Genomic DNA, 23401 nt, shown 5'->3' with positions numbered 1-23401 from the left:
TCTGACGAAATCCTCAGTTATGATCTGAGCGTACGAACCGAGAGGACCCACATGCCCCAGGAGTCATCCGCGCCCGTCAACCGCCTCGAGCGACGCAAGCAGCGCACCCGCGCGGCCCTGATCGCGGCGGCGCAGACCTTCATCGCCGAGGGCAAGGTCAACGTCCCCGTCCTCGAGATCACCCAGGCTGCGGACGTTGGCATGGGCTCGTTCTACAACCACTTCGAGAGCAAGGAGCGGCTGTTCGAAGCCGCCGTCGCCGAGGCCCTCGACGCCCACGGGGCTCTGCTCGAGGAACTCACCGCGGCGATCGACGATCCCGCCGAGACGTTCGCGTGCAGCTTCCGCTTGACCGGTCGGCTGTTCCGTCGGCGCCCCCAGGAGGCCCAGATCCTGTTGGCCAACGGCCTGTCGCTGATGGCGTCCGAGCGGGGGCTGGCACCTCGGGCGCTCCGGGACATCGAAGCCGCCACCAAGGCCGGCCGGTTCACCGCCGACGATCCCGAACTCGCGCTGGCGATCGCGGCAGGCGCCCTCATGGGGATGGGCGCCCTCATCCGCGACCAACCGGACCGGGACGACGCGGCCACCGCCGACAAGACGACCGAGGATTTGCTGCGGCTGCTGGGCGTCCCACCCGAGGAAGCGCGCGAGATCTGCCAACGCCCGCTGCCCGACCTCGACGCATTGATCCACCCGGATTCTGCGGCCTGAACCGTTTCCCGTTTGCGTCAGGCCGCGACGAGCCGTAGCGGCAGACGGGCGTGACGGCGAATGATGTTGTTGAGCGCCCACTCCGGCGGTCCCGTCGTCTCGATCCGCTCCACGCGATCGAGCAGGGCGCGCAGCATCGCGGTGGTCTCGAGCCGCGCGAGGCCCTGCCCAGCGCAGGCGTGCGCGCCGTTGCCGAAGCCGAGCTGACGTCCGGCGTCCCGCCGTATGTCGAACACGTCCGGTGAATCCCATTCGCTCGCATCGCGGTTCGCCGATGCGTACATCACGAGCACGCGGGCACCGGCGGGGATCTCGACACCACCGACCTCGCTCGCGCACCGCGCCCGGCGGCCGAAGGCGCGCAGCGGGGACTCGTACCGGACGACCTCGTTGATCGCGTTGGGGATGAGCGCGGGGTCGTCCCGGAGCAGCTGCCACTGCTCGGGATGCGTGGCGAACAGGTGCAGCGCACTCGATATCGCGCTGATCGTCGTGTCGAGCGACGGGGCGATGTAGTCGATCATCAAGCGGGCGCATTCGGCCCGCGACAAGGTGCCCTCGTCCACGGCTGCGATCAGCTCGTCGGCCATGCTGCCGTCGATGACGTCGTCGTCGCGAAGCACCTTCCGGGTGAAGCGGAGCATGTGCAGGCTGGCGGGGACGGCGCGGATCGCTCGAACGTTGAGTGGTCCGAGTACGTCGAATGTCGCAGCGCCCCAGCGCAGTAGGTGTTGACGTTGGTCGCGTGGCCAGCCCACCATGTCCGGCACGACCGCGTGCGGAAGCGCCGAGGCCAGGTCGTCGACGCCGTCGACGTCGCGGCGGGCGAGCGCTCGGTCGACGACGTCGGCGGCCAGTTCGTCGACGGTGTCACTGATGGAGCGCAGGGCCCGCGGGAGCAGACGGTGGGCCACCAGCTTGCGGCGACGGTCGTGCTCGGCGCCGTCGCTGTTGAGCGTCGTGCCGCGCGAGAGACGGTTCGTCACCGGGTTGAGCGCCACGCCGTGCCCCGACTCGAACGTGCCGTCGTCACGCAGGACGGCCTTGCACTCGGCGTATCGGGGCAGGGCAAAGACCCGCTGTCGTGGCAGCCAGACCACGGAGCCCAACTCGCGCAGGCGCTGATAGTGCGGATGTGGTTCTCGCAAGGCCGCATCCGCGTAGACGTCACTGCGATAGGTCGGTACTGAGGGCGCAGCGCGGCGCATCGCTGACTCCGATCGGCTCGTCCGGGCGCCACCCTTCGGCGCAGTGACTGACGATATCGTCACATACGACTGATCCGTCAGTCAATGCGCGTTGAGGTGTCCGAATGGTGAAGACACGCAAGCTCAAGGGGTGCCCGCGTCCTCACCCCGGCCGGCGGGCCCTTGAGAGGCGCCTCGACCGGTTCTAAGGAACTCAATATCGGCAACGAGCTATTCCTCGCTGCTCGGCGCAATCGAGCTGTCGCGCCTCGCCTAACCTCCGCAGCAACTGAGCAGCGCGGATGCTGGCCATACGACACTGACTATCGGCTCCACGGCTCCCTGAATATGTGATATACATGTCATTGACATGCCCCGCACTTGGTGGCAGTGTGGGCTGACATGGACCGACTCGAGGCAGCTTCACCCTTAAGTGACATCGGGTCGGATGAACTTGCTCGGCGCTTGACCGCACTCGCACGTGCCGGCGAGGTCGACAGCGCCGAGTGGGTTGCTGTTCAAGACGAACTCGGGCGGCGTCGACTCGATACCGTCCGTCGAACGCCAGTGCCCCAGACTGAGTCATTGCGCAGTCAGATCATTCGCTATCTCGAAAAGAAGCCCAACAGCACGCCCTCGCAAATCGCAGCCACGCTGGACCGTAGTACCACTGTCGTATCTCGCATACTCGCCAACCTGCTGCAGGCGCAACTGGTTACGTTCGAGCAGAACCCTGATGACGGTCGAGTCAGAAACTACCGACTTGCGAGCGTAGAAAAAGTGTTTAACGGGGGTGAGGTTGCATCACCCTCCGAAGTCGAGGAACAGCGGCAGTACCTCGGGCTTGTCATCGCTGCCGCAGTACGCGCCCGTCGGCGGGGCAACGATCAGGCCTATGCGATTGATCGCCTCAGCCGGGTGTTGGAGCAAGCATCTGCGGCCGAGTTCAATGATTTGGCGTTAGTAGCGCGGCGTGAGCTAGTAACTACATTGCGTCAGCATGGCGACGGTGTAAACGACATACTTCCTCACCTAGAAGCTCTGAGTCGAATCGCCACCGGCAAGACGCCGGTTGAACCTGATTTGGTAGCGCCGGCGACCGCTTGTCTAGACTACGAACTCGGTTGCCGCGATAGTCTGCCTGAACGCGATCGGATTGAGCATCTGACTGCTGCAGCAACTATATTCCGCCGATGCCGCGATATGGACGGAACACACGACTGGGCGCCCCGCGAAGGGTGGGCACGACTCGCCATTGCAGCGCTCTGGCGACAGCAGACCGAGTTCGGTGTCGCATTGGACGAAGCTGAACTCGCGGAGTCAATTTTCACTGTGTACGACGACACCTACGGCCGCGCCGAGGCGACTCGAATCCAAGGCTTCTGCCAGAGACTGCGCGGCAACTTTGCTGATGCAATCGCCATCTTGGAGCGAGCGTTACTTTATGCAGCGGATTGTTCAGCCGAGACCTGTCGAGCGGACGTGTTGCTTCAACTCGGGGATGCCCTACGTTGCACAGGTGCTTACAAACGTTCTGCAGAAGTATTGAACGAAGCGGTCGAACTGGCAGAAGCATTGAAGCGGCCACGAACTCTCGGGTTCAGTCTTACTGCATTGAGCGCCGTCAACTTTGCGGCTGACGATCTCGATCAAGCCTGGAAACTTGCTGCGCGTGCGCACCCCCACATGGCCTCTACTCGCCCCGGCCTAGCGCTAAATACTCGTCGCAGAGCAGTTATCGCCCGAGAGCTTGGTACGGCCGGAGATGCCGCGAGATCCGCTGAGAGCGTCGAGTTATTCCACGAATCAATGCAGCAATATGTTGATCTCCAGAGCCCAGCGGGGATCGCTGCGTGCTGGGTTGGCATGGGGAAACTCGCAAAAGATGTAGACCAACCCGCTGAAGCTATTCGGGGCTTGTTTGAAGTCGCAAGTTCGAAGGCTGGACGCTTACTACTGCCTATTGATCCTTGGATTCCAAGTCTGATGAGTAATTGGGCGGACCAATCTCATATTGAGGACGTCCGGCGGATTGCAGAGTGGACCTATACCACCGAGCGGGGTGTGGAATCCGCGGACGAAATGGCTGGCGAGCCGCGTCTCAAAGCAGCTCTGATCAGGGTCTAGTAAAGCCACGTCCAATAGCCGGGATCGGTACTAATCAAGTTAGGGTTGAGTATCCCCACCACTGGTGATGCTGCTTCGTGATACTTCTTCTGGTCGAGGTCCCATTCGCCGTTGAAATGAACGTGTGCTTGATTTGAATCACGTGGCACCGCCGTACATGCCCAGAAGGTAGGCTTGCCGAAAGCCATGAGGTGACCAGGCGTATTTGCAACGAGGCCCACACACTGGCAGTAACCGGCGAGCTGCGTCAAGCCAGTTGCCGCGGCACCAATTTTCGGGGACCAAGAAGGCGAGAGCAAGATGTTGACACCCGCCTTCGTCATTGCGCCTACCAGTTCGATGGAGTTCAGGTCGGAGCAGATGGCAATCGTTAGTCGCGTCGCTGTTCCTGCGGCGACCCGAATTACTCGCGGGTCCTGCGGGCTTATGTCTTCACGGAAGTCGATCTTGTCGCCGCCGGGAATCTTCAAACTTAAAACGAATGGTTCGTGTTTTGAAGTGCTCATAATACGGTACCGGTCCAAAAATACATGCGATGTGTTCGCTCGCTTTTGCCTGTCTGCCGCGCCCGTATGGGCGCTGCCAGCCACGACAACCGCCGGAATTTCCCGTCCATCGACTTCCACAAGCGCGTCGAGCCCATCTGGGCTGAGTAGGCAAAATTCCGGAAGAACGGCAATAGGGACATCCTTCGGGACCCTGGTTAGCGACTCGAAAACACGTCGGTGCACGGCCTGGGCGTCGCATGATTGCGAAACGGTTGGGTGCACCCCAAAGAATGTTGGCGCCGTCGATTCATCCGGCGGTGCCATATCATCGGAGCCTACGGGATGAACTGTTGCCATTTTGGGAAGGTCAAATACCTGACCCGATTTTTCGTTGCTCTCACCCTCTCTGTTAATCGGAATCGCACACACCATGTCCAAGCGGTCGCGAAACGTAAAGTCGAGTTCGAGTATCCAGTCCTCGGTGTCCCAAATGATGAAGCCGGATTCGCCTAAGAGCCCCGCATGAGTTCGCAGCGGGTTTGGGGGGAGTCCCGGCTCCGGAGGTACTGCCGTATGAGCACTCGGCTCGATTTTAGCCAATCGGCGCTCAGGTAGCGGGACAATCGAACCACGTTCGAAGCTGACGATACGCGATACGCTAGCAAAATAGTCGCGCGCTGCGCCCCGACAGATTCCTCTCAGTACCGTTAAGGCGGCCAGCTCGGGTGTCATTGAAAGCCTCATCAGTGCCTCACGTAGGCCTTCGCTCGGTGGTTCTACATAATCCCCCTTCGCATTCCAGATAACCGTGCTTTCGGTGGTAGCAATCTCTAGCAGATGGGTGCAGGTGTCGGAGAGGTCGATGTATAGATCGCGTCGAAGAGTTGCCCGGTTCTGAAGACATTCGACGCCAAGCCACCTCGTCGCGTCTGTCAGGCTGCAACCTTCGTCAAGCGCTTCGATGACGTCGCAGACATCCACCGGGCACCTCCATTTTCTCGCGACCGCTTGACGCGGATGGCAGCAGATCGCTAGTGACAATACGGTAGAACACGCACAGCGTCGCAAGGGCTTCTGCGAAGCGGCTGCGAGACATGTTCGCCATTCGCTACACCGAAATCGAATGGTGTGCGGTGGCGATCATGGGATGTCTTTGAAACCGGCGACTGGGTGCGCTGCCTGATCCCGGGATGTGCGGGCGCGCAGCACATCAGTCGCCTCGGTGCACACATGCGGGTCGAGGGTCACTCCATCCTGCTACGCGCCTTCGCTCGGGGTGGCGCGGTGGGTTCCTGTTTCGACCTCCGTGACGCGGTCGGCATCGATGCGTTCTAAATCTCTGTCTCGGCCGCTTAGAACACCTTGCTCGCCTTAAATCCCCAGGTGTCAGAGATCGCTCGCGTCCCCTGGTGATTGACACTCAGCGCAAATTTTGCCCTCGCCTAAAAGTAAAACGTTTGAAGCACCCGCAATCCTGACTAACGTTCCCGTTTGCATGCGTACCGCAGGACGTCGTTCGACGGGCGCTGTGGACGACACCAGTCCTAGTGGACCGCGTCGAAGTCCCGCGAATTGACAGCGCTGGTTTCTGCGGAACGCGGAATGACTAATAGAAGGGCATGCCGGGGCAGTTCCAAGCGACGGGACACAGCTCGACGTACCCGAGATGGAGGAGGCGCCGCACGTGGTGGCCGAACTGTTTGCTGCTAACCGCCCGTCAGCTCCCCAACCCGATCAGCGCGATCATCACGGGCAGGGCCACGATGATCAGGATCGCGCCGAGCACGTCGAACGTGAACCCGGTGCGGATCATCGTGGTTATGCGCACCGCGCCGGACCCGTAGACGATGGCGTTCTGCGGCGTCGACACCGGCAGCATGAAGCCGAACGAGGCGGCGAAGGTAGCGGCCAGTGCCGGGACGAACGGATTCACACCGGCGGCGACCGCAACCGGGATGATGATCGGCACCACCACGGCGGCCGAGGCGGTGTTGCTCGTCGTCTCCGACACGACGATGGCCAGGATGACCGCGAAGATCGTGATCGGTACGACGCTGGTCAACCCGAGCGCGCTGTCGACCGACGTCCCGATGGTCTCGGCCAGACCCGTTGCGGCGAGCAGGGATCCAAAGATGATGCCGGTACCGAACAGGACGATGGTGCCCCAGTCGATGTCGGCGGCGTCCTTCCAGCGCAGCGTGAACTCGCGCTGCTCCCAGTCGATCGGCAGCAGGTACAGGAGCGCCGCCCCGAACACCGCGACCATGCCCTCGTCGAGGCGGTCGCTCACCCAGGTGTAGACGTCGGAGTCGTTGCCGGCGACCAATGCCACGATGCCGGGCAGGATCCACAGGGTCACCGTGACGCCGAACGCGATCAGGGTGTTCCGCTCGGCGCGGGAGAGCTTTCCCATCTCCGCGCGCTGCTCGGCGACGTAGTCCGCGATTCCCTCGATCCGCTTCAGCTCCGGCCGGTTGAGCCGAATCACGATGAACGCCAGCGCAATGAACATCAGCAGGCAGATCGGTGCGGCCATCGCCATCCACTGCGCGAAGCTGATTCGTTCGCCGGTGGCCTCCTCGATCAGCCCGCGCCCGATCAGGTTCGGCGGACTGCCGACCGGAGTGAGCAGACCGCCGACGCTGGCGCCGTAGGCGAGCATCAGCATGATGGCCGCGCCGACGCGAAGGCGTAGCGGGTCGAAGTCCTCCTCGACCGTGCCACGGCTCTGCATGAGCTTGGCGATGACGCCCAGGATGCCCAGTGCGGTGGGGAGCATCATCGCCACCGTCGCGGTGTTGGACACGAACGCCGACAGCAGAGCGGTGATCACGCCGAACGCGATGATGACGCCGGTGGTCGACTGCCCGACCCGGGGCAGGGCGAGGATGCGGAACGCGAACCGCCGTGCCAGACCGTGTTTGAGCATCGCCTGGGCGAGGATGAACGCGCCGATGAAGGTGAAGATCGTCGACGAGCCGAATGCGCCGAGGACGTCGTCCGCGGGTGCGACGCCGAGGAAGACGATGATGGCGACGCCCAGCAGACCGCCGATCGGAATCGGCAGCGCCTCGGAGATCCACAGGATGATGACGCCCAGCAGCACGCCGGCCAGGGTCTGCTGCTGCGGTTCCATCCCCAGCGGTAGCGCTAGGAAGGCGATGGTGACCACCGGGGCGAGGAAGAGGCCGATGGTGCGCCGGCCCTTCTCGAACCGCTCCTCCGCGGGAGACAGTGTCTGTTCACCGAGACTGCGGTAGGTGGCGCTGCCGAGTAGCGCCTTGTCGACGTCCGTGCGCCGGGGCTTGTTTTCGGTTGTCATGGCTCCTCCGTGGCGTAGTGGGTCCTCGTCAAGGATCAGGCCCGCCGGGCCGCCTGCGGTGGCGAACGGCCAATCCGGTCCATCCGAGTTCAGGCGTCGAGCAGCGCCCGGCTCAGCGCGGCGATGATCGCGTCGGTGACCTCGTCGGTGGTCGCGGTGCCGCCGAGATCGCGGGGCAGCACGCCGCCGGCGGTGGTGGATTCGATCGCCGCGTCGACCATGCGCGCCTCGTCGGCCAGCCCGAGGTGGTCGAGCATCAGCGCGGCGCTGGCGATGGCGCCGATCGGATTGCAGATGCCCTGCCCGGCGATGTCGGGCGCCGTACCGTGCACGGGTTCGAACATGCTGGGGAACCGCCGCTCGGGATTCAGGTTGGCACTCGACGCCAGGCCGAGGCTGCCCGCCAGAGCCGAGCCGAGGTCGGACAGGATGTCGGCGTTCAGGTTCGACGCCACGACGACCGAGAGCTGTTCGGGGTGCAGCACGAACTTCGCACTCATGGCGTCGACGAGCACGCTCTCGGTCTCGACGTCGGGGTAGTCACGCGCGACCCGGTCGAAGACCTCGTCCCACAACACCATTCCGTACTGCTGGGCGTTGGACTTGGTGACGCTCGAGACCTTCTTGACGGTGCGCGTGCGCGCCATGTCGAAGGCGAAGCGCATGATGCGTTCGCATCCCTTCTCGGTGAACAGCGCGGTCTGCAGGGCGACCTCGTTGCCGGGCCCGCGGCTGCTGAGGTTGCGGCCGCCGAGTCCGGCGTACTCGCCCTCGCTGTTCTCGCGAATCACCACCCAGTCGAGTTCGGTGTCGTCGGCCTTGCGCAGGGGCGAGGTGACTCCCGGAAGGAAGGTGACGGGCCGGACGTTGGCCCACTGGTCGAAGCCCTGGGTGATCGCGAGTCGCAGACCCCACAGGCTCACGTGATCGGGGACGTTCTCCCACCCGACCGCGCCGAAGTAGATCGCGTCGAAGGGCTTGAGCATCTCGAGGCCATCCTCGGCCATCATCCGGCCGGTTCGCTCGTAGTAGTCGCATCCCCACGGGAACTCCGTCCACTCGAAGGCGAACCGATCCCCCGACTGCTCGGCGAGCCGGTCGAGCACCCGTCGCCCGGCGGACACGACCTCCTTGCCGACGCCGTCGGCGGGGATTGCGGCGATCTGGAACGTCTGTCGAGCCATCAGGCCTCCAGTCATCGGTGTAGTGCACGTCACACCACGGCGTGCTCCCATTGCATGACGCCGAGGGTCCCCGGGTCCACGACGAGATTGCAATCGGCCGCATAGGCTCCACCTATACGACGACGTGAGGTGGCTCATCATGGAGGTCCGGCAGCTGAAGTTCTTCCTCGCGGTGGTCGACCACGGCAGCTTCAGCAGGGCAGCAGCGGAGTTGATGGTCGCGCAGCCGTCGCTCTCTCAGGCGATCGCGGGGTTCGAACGGGAACTCGGGATGCCGCTCTTCCACCGGGTGAATCGCGGTGTGGTGCTCAGCGACGCCGGCCGCGCACTGATCGGACCGGCCCGGGTGGTCCTGCGCGACGTCGACGAGGCGACCGAGGCGATGAACGAACTCAAGCATCTGCGCGGCGGCCGGGTGGACCTAATCACGATGCCGTCGCCGGGCATGGAACCGTTGACCACGATCCTCACGACCTTCGCCCGGAGCCATCCCGACGTGACCATCAACTCCCAGGCGGGCTTCACGCCCGAGGAGATCGTCGCGAGCGTGCGCTCGGGCGACTCGGAGATCGGCGTCCTGGGTTCTGCGGGATCCGTTCGCGCACTAGACCTCGCCGTCGTGCCGCTGGAAAGCCAAGCGCTGGTGCTGATCTCGGGACCCGATGGCGGTCCCGACGGCGGCGTCGTACACCGGCACGATCTGAGCGGCAGCCGGCTGATCGTGTCGCAGCGTGGGTCACTGATGCGTGCGCTCGTCGACGACGTTCTCGCCGAGGGAGTTCAGGTCACCATCGCGGCCGAGGTCGCCCACCGCACGTCGATCCTGCCGATGGTCCTCAACGGCTTCGGCCAAGCGGTGATGCCGTCGGCATGGACCCGTACGGCCCGACTGTCGGGTGCCCGGGTGCAGCGCATCGTCCCGGAGTCGTACCTGCACGTCGCCGCGGTGAGTCGGCGCAGTCACCTCACCGCGCCGGCCAAGGCGCTGATGGACGTCGCCATCGCCTACGGCGCTGGCAATGGGTCGTCGTAGCGAGCGTCAATCCGTCAGGCCACGGCCTCCGCACCGAATTCCGTTCTGACGAAGGCACTGAAGCTGCGCGGCGGCCTTCCGGTGACGCGCAGGACCGTGTCGGTGACGCGGTCCTCGGCGCCGGCGCTGATCGCGACGTCCAGGTCGGCGAGCACGCGCGCGTACTCGGGCTCGATGCCGTCGGCAGCAATGCGGCGAGCCCATTCCTCTGCCGATACCGACCGGTGCCGGATCGTGCGACCGGTCTGACGGGCGATGATCGCCGCGGCGTCGTCGTAGGCGAGCGCCTCCGGACCGGTGATGACGTGCTCGGTGTCGTGTGCGACGTCGTCGACGAGCGCACGCCCGGCGACGGCGGCGATGTCGGCCGCGTCTACGAACGCCACCTTGCCGTCTCCAGTGGCGGTGACGATCTCGCCCTCGCGCACGCCGCGGGCCACCAGGTGGTCACCGGTGAAGTTCTGCATGAACCACGACGGCCGCAGCACGGTCCACTCGGGCATCGTCGTTCGGACGAGTCGATGGATCTCGCCCAATCCGGGCGCGCCCTCGGGGACCGCGGACGAACTCAATTGCACGACGCGTCGAACGCCTCGTCGCAGCGCCTCGTCGAGGAACGGGCCGACGAGCCCGACGGGATCGGCCATGCCGACCGGGGCTACGAGGTAGATCGCCGACACACCCCGCAGCGCGGCTGCGTGGGTCGACGGGTCGGCCCAGTCGAAGTGGACCTGGCCGGGCGCCGACGGTGTGCGCGTCGCGAGCCGGGCGGGCACGTCGCAAGCGGCGAGGAAGGCAGCCACCCGGCTGCCGGTGGTTCCGGTGGCGGCGGTGACCAGGACGCCGGTCATGGAGTGCCGCCTGCGAATGCGTCGCTCAGCTCGGAAGATCCACCCACGACCTCTGCCGCGGCAGCCGGACTCCAATAGTCCCGGTAGGACCCGATCTCACCGTCGCGAACTGTGATGACCGCGATGTACCTCATCCGGTACGGGGCTCCAGTGGCCACCACCGTGCCTGCGGCCTCGAACTCGACGATCACGACGTCCGGGTCGACGCTCTGGTGCACCACCACTGCGGGGAACTCCCTGATGCGCAGGATGTCCGGGTAGCCGGACATGTATTCGGCCACGGCGGCGCGTCCCTCTAGCCGTCTGGGGAAGCCGGGTGCCGCGAACGGGAACTCCAGCACTCCGTCTTCTGCCCACAGGCCTGCGAAGCCGGCCACGTCCTGGGCTATCAGGAGTTCCAGTGCTCGATCGACCACTGCTTGGGCGTTCATCACTCCTCCTTCGAAGGACGATACGGTACCGTCCCATCGTCAAGATACGCCGGACGGGTCCGTATCGTCCACTCGGTATAGTCGGGCGATGACCCGTCGCACTCCCCTCGGCGCAGCCGTATTGCAGCCGGAGATCACCCGGTCGATCACCGAAGCCGTTCTCTGCGAACTGGCAGAGCGCGGCTATGCGCGGCTGTCGATGGAGGCGGTCGCCAAGCGCGCCGGGGTCGGCAAGAGCGCGCTGTACCGCCGCTGGACCTCCAAGAAGGACATGGCCCTGGCCGTCATCGCCGAGTTCAGCGTCGGACAAGCGGAGTTCGTGGACACGGGATCGCTCGAAGGAGACATCCGGGCGTCGGTGGAGGCGATCGCGCAGTGGCTCACCCACCCCCGGTTTTCGTCGATTCTGGCCGACCTCGTGGCCGAGATGGCCCGAAGCCCCGAACTCAGCGACGTCGTCGAGGACATGATCGGCCGGCCGCGTCGCGAGCGAGGGCGGGCGATCCTGCTCCGTGCGATCGATCGCGGCGAGGTGGCTTCGGACATCGACATGGAATTGGCGCTCGACCTGCTGGCCGCGCCGATCTACTGGCGGCTGCTCGTCCGCGACGGCAGTCTCGAGCCCGGCTATCTCGACGGACTCACCGAGATGCTGGTGCGGGCACTCAAAGCGTGAGCGCTTTCTATGTTTTAGACCATAATCCGCTGGCCGGCCCGGTTTGTCCGCACAACCCGTTTCACCTGCCGTTCGTGGCAAAGTGGATGTGATCCGGAATACAAGCGCTGCGTCAGTGTGTTGTCGGTTCTATGCTGAACGACATACGACGAGGAGCGCAGCATGTGGACCGTTGAAGTGAACGTTCTCGGACTCCGGTTCACGCGCACCGTGTCGCGTCCGGGTTCGCCGAAGACCTACCCCAGCCGAGTGCACAGTCGACTGCACCAACTGCTCCGCCCGGGCATCGCTGCCTGATGCAGCCCCGTACGGGCACCCCCACCAAACGGGGCGCCACCCGCACCAAGATGCTGCACAGCGCGGTCGACGTGCTGCGCGAGCGCGGCGCCGCCGGCGTGACCATCGACGAGGTTCTCGCGCGCAGCGGCGCTCCGCGCGGATCGGTGTACTACCACTTTCCCGACGGTCGCAATCAGATCCTCACCGAGGCGCTTCGGATGGCCGGCGACTCGATCACCGCGCTGATCGACGAGGCCGTCGCCAAGGGTGGCATCGCGCTGATCCGCACGTTCATCGAGTTCTGGGACCGCAGCTTGATCGACGATGACTTCGCCGCCGGGTGCCCCGTGATGGCGGCTGCGATCGGTTCGGGTGACGACGAGCCCAACCTCGTCGGTGTTGCAGGCACCGTGTTCGGTCACTGGCGTGACGCGATGGCGCGCGCGTTCGTGACCGACGGCCTCGAGAGCGCCGACGCCGAATCGCTGGCGATCACCAGCATCGCCGCATTGGAAGGCGCGGTCGTACTCTGCCGCTCCCTGCGCAGCACCGAGCCGCTGCACGACGTCGCCGAGCAGATCGAATTCCTGATTAGAGCAAGGGAATTCGTCAACCGCTTCGGCGTGCCGTCGCAGTAGCCGCTACGCCGCGACCCAGCGGGCGCAGACGAACTCTCCGTTCACCGCCGACTCCGCCAGCTTCCACTCCGAGCGCACCGGCAGCACACGTGCTCCACTCCCCAGTGAGCACGGCGCGTAGGTCACGATCATCTGGTCGACGAGTCCGGCGGCCGTGAACTGGGCGGCCACCCGTCCCCCTCCGACCAGCCAGACGTCCTTGCCGTCGGCCGCCTCTCGGATTCTGGGGTAGACGTCGGTGATCTCGCCGGAGAACGTCTGCACCGGGTGCTCCTCGGCGACGATCTCGGGTCGGGTGGTCAGCACCCACGAAGGCTGGTCGTACATCCACGGCCCGGGGTGATTCCCCAGAATCCACTCGTAGGTGGCCGATCCCATCACCAGTGCGCCGACGTTCGCCATGAACGCGTCGATGCCGAACGGCCCGTCGGGATCGTGTTGGCGGGACGTCAGCCAGTCCAGACTGTCCTGTTCGTCGACGACGAAGCCGTCGAGGCTCGATGCGGTGAAGTACACGCATGCCATGTCAATTTCCTCTCATCCAGTCCAGTGGGTCGCCGCGGCCGGTCACTACGCCGTGGCGGGCGAGCATGCTGCGAGCGACCTCTCGCCGGTGCGCCGAATACGTCAGGACGTGCGCGACGATGCCGTAGAGCTGAAACGACTCGGGCGGGTCGCACAGCGCGTCGATCACGGTGTCGCCCAGGCGTCCTCGTTCGGCGTGATCGGCGACCATCGCCGTCCACCGGGCGGAGACGGTGCGGTGGTCCTCGGCGAGTTTGACTGCGGTTCGGATCGATTCGCGCTCGGGCTGGTCGGCGCCCTCGATGCTGGCCAGCCAGACCCGTTTCGTCCACACCACGGCCCCCAGCACCGCAGCCACGCTGGGTTCCTCGCCGTCCCAGTCGAGCACCACCTGACCGGGCGAGAGGTGTTCCTCCCATTGATCTTCGGTGAGTTCGGCGGACTTGTCGATCAGGTACTGCGTGTCGGCGACGTCGTGCGCGACCATCAGCTGCGACACGTCGGGCGGTTTCGCGTCTCCAGTGTCGCTCAGCCACAACGACTCCGGGGGATGAAAGTGTAGGCCGTTGGGCGCGGTCAGCCAGAAGTCCACGTCGGCCGCCTGCGACGGCGGCACCCCGTAGGAGCGGCGGAAGGCCCGGGAGAACACCTCCGGCGACGACCATCCCTCGTCGGCGGCCACGGCCGCCACGCCCTCCCCGCGCTGCAGCCGCCACGCCGCCCGCTCGAGCATCACCCGTCGGCGCAGCGCCGCAGGCGGCTCGCCGGTCAGCCTGCTGACCTGACGGGAGAAGTGGAACTCCGACGCGAAACTACTGCGCGCCATCTCCCCGACGTCGGCGTTGCCGGAGTCGACGACGGCGTCGAGCAGTTCCCTGAGACGGTCCCGTCGGCGAGGGCCACTCGGTTGATCGCTCACAACGATCGAGTATGGCCGCGGGCACGGTCGGTGCACATGATCTTTCCTGCTCCGTCCGGCCACCCGAGCGCGGCCAGTACGGTGGGGCTCAGTGACCGAATTCGACGCGCTGTGCGCCAATGACGACGACCTCGCCGAACTGCGTTCCGCGGTGCGGTCCTTCCTCGCTGCCGACCGGGCGGCGCACGGCTGGCAACCCGCCGTGGACTGCTGGCTGTCGAAGTGGGATACCGACTTCAGCATCCGGCTCGCCGAGGCCGGTTTCATCGGCCTCACCATCCCGGCCGAGTACGGCGGACGGGCGCCGGCCGACGGCACGGGGTACCTGCACCGCTACGTCGTGACCGAGGAACTGCTCGCCCACGGCGCACCCGTGGGAGCGCATTGGATCGCCGACCGCCAGGTCGCCCCCGGGCTCCTGGCCTACGGCACCGAGGAGCAGCGCAGGCGGCTCCTGCCCCGCATCGCCGAGGGCCGCCTCTACTCGGCGATCGGGATGAGCGAGCACGCCGCCGGGTCGGATCTCGCCGCCGTCAGCACCCGGGCCGCCCGCACCGACGACGGAGGCTGGCTGCTCAACGGCACCAAGGTCTGGACCAGCGGCGCACACGAAGCCCACCAGATCGTGGTGCTCGCGCGCACCAGCCCGCTCGACCCCGACCACAGGCACGCGGGCTTCAGCCAGTTCATCGTCCCAACCGATCTCCCCGGCGTGACGATCGACCCGATCGTGCTGATGAACGGCGAGCACCACTTCAACGAGGTGCTGTTCACCGACGTCGCGCTCACCGACGCCGACGTCCTTGGCGAGATCGGCGACGGCTGGCACCAGGTCACCTCCGAGCTGGGCTTCGAACGCAGCGGGCCGGAACGAATCCTGTCCACCGCGACCCTGCTGTTCGAGATCGTCCGGGCGTTGGGCCGCTGCGGTACCGACGACCGTACCGCCGCGGAGGTGGGCGATCTGATCGCACGCATGATCTCGCTGCGCCAGCTGTCGGCGTCGGTGGCGAGGGCGCTGACCGACGGTCAGGATGCGAACACCCGGGCGGCCATGGTCAAGGATCTCGGCACCCGTTTCGAACAGGACTCCGTGGAGATCGCCGCAGACCTCATCGATGCCGTCGAGGGCCCCAGGGCTGAACCGCTGCGCGCGATGCTGGCCACCGCGCGCGTGCACTCGCCGCTGTTCACGCTGCGCGGCGGCACCAACGAGGTGCTTCGCGGCATCGTGGCGAAGGGGGCGGGCAAGGCATGAGCACGAACTCGGACGTCGACCACGAACTGCGTCAACTCATCGACGACATCGGCCGTCGGTCCCTCGACGCGCGACCCTCGACGCCGACGGTTCCCGAGACCGTGGACGACGAGGCGTGGCGGGCGCTGGAGGAGACCGGACTGGCCCGCCTCCTCAGCGGAGGCGACGCGGGGCCTGCCGAGGTGGCCGTCGTGCTGCACGGGCTCGCCCGCCACAGCGTCGCCGCGCCGCTGGCCGAGACCGACGTGATGGCCGGATGGCTGGCCGGCGCGGCAGAGCTGTCCGTTCCCGCCGACGGTCCGATGACGGTCGCCATGGGTTCGGCGGCCGTCGCCGACGGACGGCTGGTCGGGACTGCGACCTCGGTGCCGTGGCCGCAGGTGCCGACGGTGCTGCTCGCCGCCCGTACCGACGACGCCACGTATGCCGCCGTGCTGCGTGATGCGGCCGTCGACGTGACGGCCAACCTCGCCGGAGAACCGCGCGGCACAGTCGAATTCGACGTCGCCATCGACGACGCGGTACGCCTGCCGGTGACCGTCCACGACGAGCTGATGCGCCGCGGCGCGTGGGCGCGTTGCGTCCAGATCGTCGGGTCCTTCGACGCCGCCGCCGCGCTGACTGCGACGCACGTCCGCGAACGCACGCAATTCGGCCGCCCGCTGTCGGCGTTCCAGGCCGTGCAGCACGCACTGGCGGGGCTGCTCGGCGAAGTCGAAGGTGCCCGCGCCGTCACGGCATTGGCGACGGCCGCGGTAGCCGACTACGGCTTCGGCAGCGCACAGGCCGACTACGCGGTGACGGCGGCCAAGATCGCGGTCGGCCGGGCGGTCACCCCGGTCACCACCACGGCACACCAGCTGCACGGCGCGATCGGCGTGACCATCGAGCACCGGCTGTGGCTGGCGACGATGCGCGCCCGCAGCTGGTCCGACGAGTTCGGCACGGCCGGTGTGCATGCCCGTCGGCTTGGGCGTCTCGCGCTGGCCGGCGACCCTTGGGATCTGGTGGTAGGGCGCGTCGGGGGCTGACTCAGGAGTCGAGGACCTGCTCGACGCGGGCTTCGACGACGCTGCGGTCACCGAGGTCGTCGAGGTCGATGCAGAAGCGTTCTCCGAGCTGGTCGAGGACCTCGGTCGCCGACTCGAGCCGGATCTTCTCGCTGCCGTCTGCGCGGTGGATCGCCAGGTTGCGACCGCGCAGGTTGTAGCGGGCATCGTCGGTGACCAGGGCTGCGGATAGTCCGACCACGAACACCGACGCGGGATGCGTTGAGACGTACCAGCTTCCGACTTCCAGGTCGATGCGCGGCTGCGGCCGCGTGCCGAACATGTAGAGCGGCTGCCACTCCCCGCGCACCTGCGCCTGCAGGATCAACTGCTCGCCGTCGGCCTCGACGATGCGGTAGGGCTCGTGCCGGGTCTGCTGGACCGGTCCGGCGACGAGGCGGATGGGCGAGGTGAGCGTCTGCCCGCCGAAGCCGACGTCGACCAGGAACCGCCCGTCCTCCCCCGGCACGGTCACCGACAGCACGTTGTGGGTCATCGCCGGCAGCGGCGCATCGGGGGCGGACATCCACACCACCCGGCCGGCGAGACGTTCGACGCCGTAGCCGAGCGCCTCCAGCACGTAACCCATCAGGCCGTTGTGCTCGTAGCAGTAGCCGCCCCGCCTGCGGTCGACGAATTTGTCGGTCAGCACGGGTGCGCTGAGATCGTCGACCGGGACGCCCAGCAACGGGTCCAGATTCTCGAAGGGGATCGACCGGCCGTGCCCGGCGACCAGCGCGTGCAGCGTCTCCAGAGTCGGATCCACGGGTCCGACGTGGCCGATCCGATCGAGGTAAGCGCCTGTCTCGAAGGTCATGGATACATGGTGCGACCTCAATGCGGGTTGAGGTCAAGACCCCGGCGGAAGCCGCCGACCTGCACTCGCCTGCAAGTTTGTGCGCTGGCAGGACCCTCACAGCACAATGGATGCATGGGCAAGATGACGTATGCGCTAGTCACGGCGGCGACGGCGCTGGCAATCGCGAACCCGGCGGTCGCCTCGGCAGCCCCGGACGGCGGCTCGGGCAAGACCTTGGTTCCGCTCCTCAGCAACTACAAGTCGTGCGACTTCATCGAGTCGAACTGGGTCGATGCGCGGGGTTACGGCCGCGGTACCGCCTACCTGAGTTCAACGGGATCGACCGTGTCAGCGGACGTCGACCTGGCGACCGGCCAGCCCAACACCCGCTACGACGTCCGGATCATCCAGCTTCCGCGGCCGTCCATCGGCTGCGCGCCCGGCGCACCTGGCGTGATCACCGGCAGCCTGCAGACCGACGGCATCGGCGGGGGCAGGACCACGCTGTCGGGCCCTGTCCAAGAGGGCGCCACCGGCGCGTGGATCATCATGCAGCGGCCTGCGCCGTTCTCGCAGACCCCGGCGGAGTTCTACACCTCGGAGTTCATCGCCAAGATCTGAGTGACCTCGTCGGCCCAATGCAAGCATTTGGCCTGACATGAGCGCCCCCGCTACCATGGAAACTAGAACACGTTCCAATTCCAGCAGGGGGATTCCGTGGGCGCCAACGACGACGTCGAACCGACCGAGGTCACATCGACTGGAATAACGAAGTGGGATCCGGGCCTCACCGAGAAGGTCATGGGCTGGATCCGGCCACTCATCAAGGGTTACCACCGCGCTGAGGTGCGGGGCCTCGACAACGTCCCGCCCGGCGGCGTGCTCGTCGTGTCGAACCACTCGGGTGGCCTGTTCGCCATGGACGTACCGGTGTTCGCGACCGACTTCTACGCGAAGTACGGCTACGAACGCCCCGTCTACACACTCGGATTCGACCTGCTGTTCGTCGGACCCACCGCCGAACTGTTCAAGAAGACCGGCTTCATCCCCGCCAACCACGAGAACGCCGACGAGGCCCTGCGGACCGGCGGCGTCGTCATCGTCTTCCCCGGCGGCGACTACGACGTGTACCGACCGACGTTGGCCCGCAACAAGATCGACTTCGGCGGCCGAACCGGGTACATCCGCGCCGCACTCAACGCAGGCGTGCCGATCGTTCCGTCGGTGTCGATCGGCGGACAGGAGAGCCAGATCTACCTCACCCGCGGCACCGCACTCGCGAAGACCCTGCGCCTCGACAAGCTCGTGCGGGCGAAGATCCTGCCCGTCTCGATCGGCTTCCCGTTCGGCCTGTCCGCGGTGCTGCCCGTCAACGTGCCCCTGCCGACCAAGATCGTCACGCAGGTGCTGCCGCCCATCGACATCGTCGCGGAGTTCGGCGAGGACCCCGACATCGACGAGGTCGACGCCCACATCCGGCACGTGATGCAAACGGCGCTCGACGAACTCGCGCGGGAACGCCGCCTGCCGGTACTCGGCTGAGGCGACGGGAGACGAGGACAGTGGCTCTCACCGACCGCCTGACTTCGACCATCGGCCTGGTCACCACCATGGCCCGCGCCGGCGTCATCGCGCCCATGCGCCCGGACAAGTACGTTCGCGTCGCCGCGGCCATGGCACGCGAGAACATGGGCATCACCTCGGGTTTCGCCGCCGCCGCCCAACGCTGCCCTGACCGCCCAGGTCTCGTCGACGAGATCGGCACCCTGACGTGGCGCGAGATCGACCGGCGCGCAGACGCTCTGGCGGCTGGGCTGCAGCAGCTGTCCGGCGGGACTCCCGGCACGGTCGGCATCATGGCGCGCAATCACCGCGGTTTCGTCGAGGCGCTGATCGCCGCCCACCGCATCGGCGCCGACGTGCTGCTGCTCAACACGTCGTTCGCCGGACCCGCGCTTGCCGAGGTGGTGGAGCGCGAGGGCGCCGACGCGATGATCTACGACGAGGAATTCACCCCGACCGTTGACCGCGCCCTGGCCGACGCGCCGGATGCGGTGCGCATCGTGGCGTGGGCCCATGAGGAGGGTCACCCCCACACCGTCGAGGGCCTGATCGCTGCCAATCTCGGCCGCACCCCGCGGCGGGCCAACGCCAAGAGCAAGACCATCCTGCTGACGTCGGGCACCACCGGAACCCCCAAGGGCGCCAGCCACTCCGGCGGCGGACCCGACACCCTCAAGGCCATCCTCGACCGCACGCCGTGGCATGCGGAGGAGACCACGGTCATCGTCGCGCCCATGTTCCATGCGTGGGGCTTCTCGCAGCTGGCCTTCGCCGCGTCGATGGCGTGCACGATCGTCACGCGGCGCAAGTTCGACCCCGAGGCCACCCTCGCGCTGATCGACACGCACCGGGCGACCGGATTGTGCGTCGTGCCGGTGATGTTCGACCGCATCATGGACCTCCCGCCGGCCGTGCTGGCCCGCTACAGCGGCCGCACGCTGCGCTTCGCCGCCGCGTCGGGTTCCCGGATGCGTCCCGACGTGGTCACCGCGTTCATGGACCGGTTCGGCGACGTCATCTACAACAACTACAACGCGACCGAGGCCGGCATGATCGCTACGGCCACACCGGAAGACCTGCGCGCCGCGCCCGACACCGCGGGCCGCCCCGCCGAGGGGACGGACGTCAAGATCCTCGACGCCGAGTTCCGCGAGCTCCCCACCGGCGAGGTGGGGTCGATCTACGTACGCAACTCCACGCAGTTCGACGGCTACACCTCCGGCACCACCAAGGACTTCCACGAGGACTACATGTCCTCGGGCGACGTCGGCTATCTCGACGCCGCGGGCCGGCTGTTCGTCGTGGGCCGCGACGACGAGATGATCGTCTCGGGCGGCGAGAACGTCTATCCCATCGAGGTCGAGAAGACCCTCGCCAACCACCCCGACGTGGCCGAGGCGTCCGTGCTGGGCGTCGACGACGCCGAATACGGGCAGCGTCTCGCGGCGTTCGTCGTACTGACTCCCGGAGCGTCGGCCACCACCGAATCACTCAAGGCATACGTGCGCGAGAACCTCGCCAACTACAAGGTTCCGCGCTCCATCACAGCCCTGGAAGGTTTGCCACGGGGCAGCACCGGCAAGATTCTCCGTCGTGAGCTTCAAGATCTCCTCGACTCGGACGGCGATGGGTCGCAGACGTAAGCGCCGCTTCGTGCGAAGCCAGACCTCCCGTGACATCACGTCCTTGGTACGCGCCACCGCGGAGGTACTCAACGCCGCCAACGCCGTACAGCCACTGGGTCGCGAGGGCTACGTCACCATCCCGGTGTTCTTCCTGGGGTGGCCCACCGGCGAGGCCGCGCCGGTCATAGCCGGCGCCTCGGTGCTCGACGCGCTGCGGCGCGGCATCCGCGGCGACTTCTCCAGCCGCAGCGGCCGAGCCGCGCTGGCGCTCACCGCCGCGTCGTGGGGTCTGCTCGGCTACGTCTACTACCGCAACAAGAAGTCGCAGCCGTCCTTCGAGGAACCGCTGCGCGAGGCCCTCGGCGACGACTACGCCGCCGTGGCGAAGGAGGAGCGACGCCGTCGGCCCGGCGGCGTGTTGCGCACCTCATGGGCGCGGCGGGCATACGTCAAGAAGACCGACGTCGTCCGCTACGGCCCCCACCGCGCCAACGTCGCCGACATCTGGCACCGCGCCGACCTGCCACGCGACGGCAAGGCGCCGGTGCTGCTCCAGGTGCCCGGTGGTGCCTGGGCGATCGGGATGCGCCGGCCGCAGGCCTACCCGCTGATGAGTCACCTCGCCGAGCAGGGCTGGATCTGCGTCTCGATGGCCTACCGGATCAGCCCCCGCCACACCTGGCCCGCGCACATCATCGACGTCAAGCGTGCGTTGGCCTGGGTTCGCGAGAACATCGCCGACTGCGGCGGCGACCCGGACTCCATCTCGATCACGGGTGGGTCGGCGGGCGGTCACCTCTGCGCGCTGGCCGCGCTCACGCCGAACGAGCCGCAGTGGCAGCCCGGTTTCGAGGACGTGGACACCTCGGTCGTGTGCGCCGTCCCGATCTACGGCCGCTACGACTGGTTCACGAGTAAGGGATCCGGACGGCCCGAATTCATTTCGATCCTGCAGAAGTTCATCGTGAAGCAGCCCTACGCCGAGGCTCGCGGGGCGTACCTCGAGGCGTCGCCCATCACCAGGGTGCGGGCCGACGCCCCGCCGTTCTACGTGCTGCACGGTGGGGACGATTCGATCATCCCCGTTCGGGAGGGGCGCGAGTTCGTCGACGCCCTCAAGGCGGTGTCGAACAATCCCGTCGTCTACAGCGAGATCCCGCACGCGCAGCACGCCTTCGACTTCTTCGGCTCGCCGCACGGCGATTACACGGCTCAAGCCGTCGGCCGATTCCTCGACTGGGTGCGAGCGAAGCGCACCTGACGGCTGGGGCCGCTACTGCGCCATCGCAGACGGCACGACGGTCAGCTTCTCGGAAAGCCCTACCGCACGGCGGATCTCGATGAACGCTGCCACCATGGCGTCGGTGAGTTCGTGGGGATCGTCGAGTGTGGCGCCGTCGGAGAGCACCGAGATGTTCAGCTGGTCGACGTAACTCCACACCGTGATGTTCAGGCCGCTGCCGGTCGTCAACGGGCCCACCGAGTAGATCTCGGTGACCAGTGCGCCACCCACCCGGCCGTGTTCCCGGGGCCCCGGCACGTTCGAGATCGGAAGGTTCAACACCTTGTTCTGGCCGTCCTTCTCGGCGAGCCAGTGGAACATCTTCTCGGCGGGCGCCGGCGGGAAGTAGGCCGACCAGCGGCTGACCAGTTCCGGGCCCATCAGATGGTGGGTCTCCTTCGCGTCGACGGCGGCATGGTGCACGGCCCGTACCCGCTCCAGCGGATCGTCGAGCTGGATGGGCACCACCATCATCACGCCGGTGAAGTAGTTGCCCGACAAGCGTTCCCGCGAAAAGTCGAAGCTGACCGGTACCGAGGCCAGCAGCGGATGGTCGGCGTGCCCGTCGTACTTCAGCGACAGTTCGCGCAGCGCGCCCGCCGAGATGGCGAGCACCATGTCGTTGATCGTGACGTCGAGGTGCTTTGCGGTCTGCTTCACGTCGGCCAATGCCAACGTGGCGGTGGCGAACTTGCGCGTCGCATCGACGCGGTGGTTCATGAACGACGGTGGTGGGGTGAACGGGCGCGTGAGTTCGGGCGACAACTTCTTGTCACTCTTGCGGACCCGGCTCAGACCCTGCGCGGTGTACTGCATGACGCCCGGCAACCGTCGGATCTGGCGGAGGTGGTCGAAGAACGCGGTTCGCACGAGTTCGGACTTCTCCGGCGGCGGGTCGGTCGCATACGAGTCCCGGTCTGGCTGAGGATCGGCCGAGAGGTCCATGCCCCGTGCCAACAGATTCGCCGAGGCGACGCCGTCGGCGAGCGCGTGATGGATCTTGCCCAGGACGGCGATCCGCCCGTTGGCGAGCCCCTCGATGAAGTACATCTCCCACAGCGGGCGGCTGCGATCCAGTGCGATACTGGCGATCTCGCCGATGGCGGCATCGAGTTCGCGGCGCCCACCGGGGCTCGCGACCCGGTACGACCGCACGTGGTACTCGAGATCGACCTCGCAGTTCTCCCGCCACATCGGGTGGTGGAACTTGAACGGGATGTCGACGAGTTCGTAGCGGAACGGATCGAGCTTGTAGAGCCTGCCGTGAATGACCTGACGGAACTCGTCGATGCCGAATTGACGGCCCTTCAACTCCGATATGTCGATCACCGCGAGCTTCAGGGTGTGCATGTGCACGGTGGGCGTCTCGCTGTACAGCAGCACCGCGTCCCACCCGCTGAGCCTCTTCATCGGCTGCCTGCCTTGACCGGATGCGATGCACGAGGAGCCAT

Annotated in this window: 21 protein-coding genes; 11 read left to right on the top strand and 10 right to left on the bottom strand. The window is 66.4% G+C overall.

Annotated elements, in window-relative coordinates; genetic code table 11:
• The first annotated feature begins 51 nt into the window (after positions 1–51).
• The gene (locus tag LOK44_RS25465; RefSeq protein ID WP_237572879.1) at positions 52–714 is read left to right on the top strand and encodes a TetR/AcrR family transcriptional regulator; all 663 of its coding nucleotides are present in this window, start codon (positions 52–54) and stop codon (positions 712–714) included.
• Positions 715–731: 17 nt separating this feature from the next.
• On the opposite strand, the gene LOK44_RS25460 is transcribed toward LOK44_RS25465, so the two are convergent.
• Positions 732–1922 carry a cytochrome P450 gene (locus LOK44_RS25460; protein WP_237572878.1) on the bottom strand — a complete coding sequence of 397 codons (1191 nt, stop codon included), beginning with the start codon at positions 1920–1922 and terminating at the stop codon, positions 732–734.
• A 564-nt stretch (positions 1923–2486) separates the two neighbouring features.
• Between LOK44_RS25460 and LOK44_RS25455 the strand changes: the two genes are divergently transcribed.
• Positions 2487–4028: a MarR family transcriptional regulator gene (locus LOK44_RS25455; protein ID WP_237572877.1), complete on the top strand. Its 1542-nt coding sequence runs from the start codon at positions 2487–2489 to the stop codon at positions 4026–4028.
• Here the strand turns inward: LOK44_RS25455 and LOK44_RS25450 are convergent.
• The 3 genes from LOK44_RS25450 to LOK44_RS25440 form a co-directional block, all read right to left on the bottom strand.
• Positions 4025–5497, bottom strand: coding sequence for a carbon-nitrogen hydrolase family protein (locus tag LOK44_RS25450; RefSeq protein WP_237572876.1), 1473 nt, complete (start codon positions 5495–5497; stop codon positions 4025–4027). The two genes, LOK44_RS25455 and LOK44_RS25450, sit on opposite strands and share 4 nt — an antisense overlap.
• A gap of 736 nt (positions 5498–6233) precedes the next feature.
• Positions 6234–7838, bottom strand: coding sequence for an SLC13 family permease (locus LOK44_RS25445; RefSeq protein WP_237572875.1), 1605 nt, complete (start codon positions 7836–7838; stop codon positions 6234–6236).
• A gap of 89 nt (positions 7839–7927) precedes the next feature.
• Positions 7928–9022 (bottom strand): tartrate dehydrogenase, encoded by a 1095-nt coding sequence (locus LOK44_RS25440; RefSeq protein ID WP_237572874.1) that lies wholly within the window; start codon positions 9020–9022, stop codon positions 7928–7930.
• Positions 9023–9161: 139 nt separating this feature from the next.
• Between LOK44_RS25440 and LOK44_RS25435 the strand changes: the two genes are divergently transcribed.
• Positions 9162–10055 (top strand): LysR family transcriptional regulator, encoded by an 894-nt coding sequence (locus tag LOK44_RS25435; RefSeq protein ID WP_237572873.1) that lies wholly within the window; start codon positions 9162–9164, stop codon positions 10053–10055.
• Between the two features lie 14 nt (positions 10056–10069).
• On the opposite strand, the gene LOK44_RS25430 is transcribed toward LOK44_RS25435, so the two are convergent.
• Together LOK44_RS25430 and LOK44_RS25425 are read right to left on the bottom strand one after the other, a co-directional pair.
• A complete protein-coding gene (locus LOK44_RS25430) occupies positions 10070–10906 on the bottom strand; it encodes a Rossmann-fold NAD(P)-binding domain-containing protein (protein WP_237572872.1) in 837 nt (278 codons plus the stop codon).
• On the bottom strand, positions 10903–11337 hold the full coding sequence (locus tag LOK44_RS25425) for a nuclear transport factor 2 family protein (RefSeq protein ID WP_237572871.1): 435 nt from the start codon (positions 11335–11337) through the stop codon (positions 10903–10905). The genes LOK44_RS25430 and LOK44_RS25425 overlap by 4 nt, the downstream gene beginning before the upstream one ends.
• Positions 11338–11425: 88 nt before the next feature.
• Between LOK44_RS25425 and LOK44_RS25420 the strand changes: the two genes are divergently transcribed.
• Both LOK44_RS25420 and LOK44_RS25415 read left to right on the top strand, forming a co-directional pair.
• Positions 11426–12013, top strand: coding sequence for a TetR/AcrR family transcriptional regulator (locus LOK44_RS25420; protein WP_237572870.1), 588 nt, complete (start codon positions 11426–11428; stop codon positions 12011–12013).
• Positions 12014–12309: 296 nt separating this feature from the next.
• Positions 12310–12930, top strand: a complete 621-nt coding sequence (locus LOK44_RS25415; protein WP_237572869.1) for a TetR/AcrR family transcriptional regulator — start codon at positions 12310–12312, stop codon at positions 12928–12930.
• Positions 12931–12933: 3 nt separating this feature from the next.
• Here the strand turns inward: LOK44_RS25415 and LOK44_RS25410 are convergent, their stop codons facing one another.
• Both LOK44_RS25410 and LOK44_RS25405 read right to left on the bottom strand, forming a co-directional pair.
• A complete protein-coding gene (locus tag LOK44_RS25410) occupies positions 12934–13455 on the bottom strand; it encodes a dihydrofolate reductase family protein (RefSeq protein ID WP_237572868.1) in 522 nt (173 codons plus the stop codon).
• A gap of 1 nt (position 13456) precedes the next feature.
• Positions 13457–14380: a helix-turn-helix domain-containing protein gene (locus LOK44_RS25405; protein ID WP_372481326.1), complete on the bottom strand. Its 924-nt coding sequence runs from the start codon at positions 14378–14380 to the stop codon at positions 13457–13459.
• Between the two features lie 85 nt (positions 14381–14465).
• Between LOK44_RS25405 and LOK44_RS25400 the strand changes: the two genes are divergently transcribed.
• Both LOK44_RS25400 and LOK44_RS25395 read left to right on the top strand, forming a co-directional pair.
• A complete protein-coding gene (locus LOK44_RS25400; RefSeq protein WP_237572866.1) occupies positions 14466–15632 on the top strand; it encodes an acyl-CoA dehydrogenase family protein in 1167 nt (388 codons plus the stop codon).
• Positions 15629–16663 carry an acyl-CoA dehydrogenase family protein gene (locus LOK44_RS25395; RefSeq protein ID WP_237572865.1) on the top strand — a complete coding sequence of 345 codons (1035 nt, stop codon included), beginning with the start codon at positions 15629–15631 and terminating at the stop codon, positions 16661–16663. Before LOK44_RS25400 ends, LOK44_RS25395 begins: the two co-directional genes overlap by 4 nt.
• Before the next feature lies 1 nt (position 16664).
• Here LOK44_RS25395 and LOK44_RS25390 read toward each other — a convergent pair whose 3' ends face one another.
• Positions 16665–17498 carry an arylamine N-acetyltransferase family protein gene (locus LOK44_RS25390; RefSeq protein WP_237572864.1) on the bottom strand — a complete coding sequence of 278 codons (834 nt, stop codon included), beginning with the start codon at positions 17496–17498 and terminating at the stop codon, positions 16665–16667.
• A gap of 114 nt (positions 17499–17612) precedes the next feature.
• Here LOK44_RS25390 and LOK44_RS25385 point away from each other — a divergent pair, with 114 nt between their 5' ends.
• The 4 genes from LOK44_RS25385 to LOK44_RS25370 all read left to right on the top strand — a co-directional run bounded on the left by LOK44_RS25385 (position 17613) and on the right by LOK44_RS25370 (position 21929).
• Positions 17613–18101 carry a hypothetical protein gene (locus LOK44_RS25385; protein ID WP_237572863.1) on the top strand — a complete coding sequence of 163 codons (489 nt, stop codon included), beginning with the start codon at positions 17613–17615 and terminating at the stop codon, positions 18099–18101.
• Positions 18102–18281: 180 nt separating this feature from the next.
• On the top strand, positions 18282–19022 hold the full coding sequence (locus tag LOK44_RS25380; RefSeq protein ID WP_237573001.1) for a lysophospholipid acyltransferase family protein: 741 nt from the start codon (positions 18282–18284) through the stop codon (positions 19020–19022).
• A gap of 20 nt (positions 19023–19042) precedes the next feature.
• A complete protein-coding gene (gene fadD12 / locus LOK44_RS25375) occupies positions 19043–20686 on the top strand; it encodes an acyl-CoA ligase FadD12 (RefSeq protein ID WP_237572862.1) in 1644 nt (547 codons plus the stop codon).
• Complete coding sequence (locus LOK44_RS25370; protein ID WP_372481325.1) at positions 20670–21929, top strand: alpha/beta hydrolase; 1260 nt, start codon at positions 20670–20672, stop codon at positions 21927–21929. Before fadD12 ends, LOK44_RS25370 begins: the two co-directional genes overlap by 17 nt.
• Positions 21930–21941: 12 nt before the next feature.
• Here the strand turns inward: LOK44_RS25370 and LOK44_RS25365 are convergent, their stop codons facing one another.
• On the bottom strand, positions 21942–23360 hold the full coding sequence (locus LOK44_RS25365) for a WS/DGAT/MGAT family O-acyltransferase (RefSeq protein WP_237572860.1): 1419 nt from the start codon (positions 23358–23360) through the stop codon (positions 21942–21944).
• Positions 23361–23401 lie beyond the last annotated feature (41 nt).

It is taken from the genome of Mycolicibacterium lacusdiani (assembly GCF_021916785.1).
Taxonomy (GTDB): domain Bacteria; phylum Actinomycetota; class Actinomycetes; order Mycobacteriales; family Mycobacteriaceae; genus Mycobacterium; species Mycobacterium lacusdiani.
Note: the sequence above shows the minus strand (reverse complement) of the source record. Positions and strands in the feature narration are given on the sequence as shown.

Bases quoted from the DNA above. Each gene is read 5' to 3' on its own strand.
- LOK44_RS25460 (WP_237572878.1), bottom strand. From the start codon at position 1,922: ATGCGCCGCGCTGCGCCCTCAGTACCGACCTATCGCAGTGACGTCTAC.
- LOK44_RS25425 (WP_237572871.1), bottom strand. From the start codon at position 11,337: ATGAACGCCCAAGCAGTGGTCGATCGAGCACTGGAACTCCTGATAGCC.
- LOK44_RS25420 (WP_237572870.1), top strand. From the start codon at position 11,426: ATGACCCGTCGCACTCCCCTCGGCGCAGCCGTATTGCAGCCGGAGATC.
- LOK44_RS25415 (WP_237572869.1), top strand. From the start codon at position 12,310: ATGCAGCCCCGTACGGGCACCCCCACCAAACGGGGCGCCACCCGCACC.
- LOK44_RS25390 (WP_237572864.1), bottom strand. From the start codon at position 17,498: ATGACCTTCGAGACAGGCGCTTACCTCGATCGGATCGGCCACGTCGGA.
- LOK44_RS25445 (WP_237572875.1), bottom strand. From the start codon at position 7,838: ATGACAACCGAAAACAAGCCCCGGCGCACGGACGTCGACAAGGCGCTA.
- LOK44_RS25370 (WP_372481325.1), top strand. From the start codon at position 20,670: ATGGGTCGCAGACGTAAGCGCCGCTTCGTGCGAAGCCAGACCTCCCGT.
- LOK44_RS25385 (WP_237572863.1), top strand. From the start codon at position 17,613: ATGGGCAAGATGACGTATGCGCTAGTCACGGCGGCGACGGCGCTGGCA.
- LOK44_RS25465 (WP_237572879.1), top strand. From the start codon at position 52: ATGCCCCAGGAGTCATCCGCGCCCGTCAACCGCCTCGAGCGACGCAAG.
- LOK44_RS25435 (WP_237572873.1), top strand. From the start codon at position 9,162: ATGGAGGTCCGGCAGCTGAAGTTCTTCCTCGCGGTGGTCGACCACGGC.
- LOK44_RS25410 (WP_237572868.1), bottom strand. From the start codon at position 13,455: ATGGCATGCGTGTACTTCACCGCATCGAGCCTCGACGGCTTCGTCGTC.
- LOK44_RS25430 (WP_237572872.1), bottom strand. From the start codon at position 10,906: ATGACCGGCGTCCTGGTCACCGCCGCCACCGGAACCACCGGCAGCCGG.
- LOK44_RS25365 (WP_237572860.1), bottom strand. From the start codon at position 23,360: ATGAAGAGGCTCAGCGGGTGGGACGCGGTGCTGCTGTACAGCGAGACG.
- LOK44_RS25440 (WP_237572874.1), bottom strand. From the start codon at position 9,022: ATGGCTCGACAGACGTTCCAGATCGCCGCAATCCCCGCCGACGGCGTC.
- LOK44_RS25395 (WP_237572865.1), top strand. From the start codon at position 15,629: ATGAGCACGAACTCGGACGTCGACCACGAACTGCGTCAACTCATCGAC.
- LOK44_RS25380 (WP_237573001.1), top strand. From the start codon at position 18,282: ATGGGCTGGATCCGGCCACTCATCAAGGGTTACCACCGCGCTGAGGTG.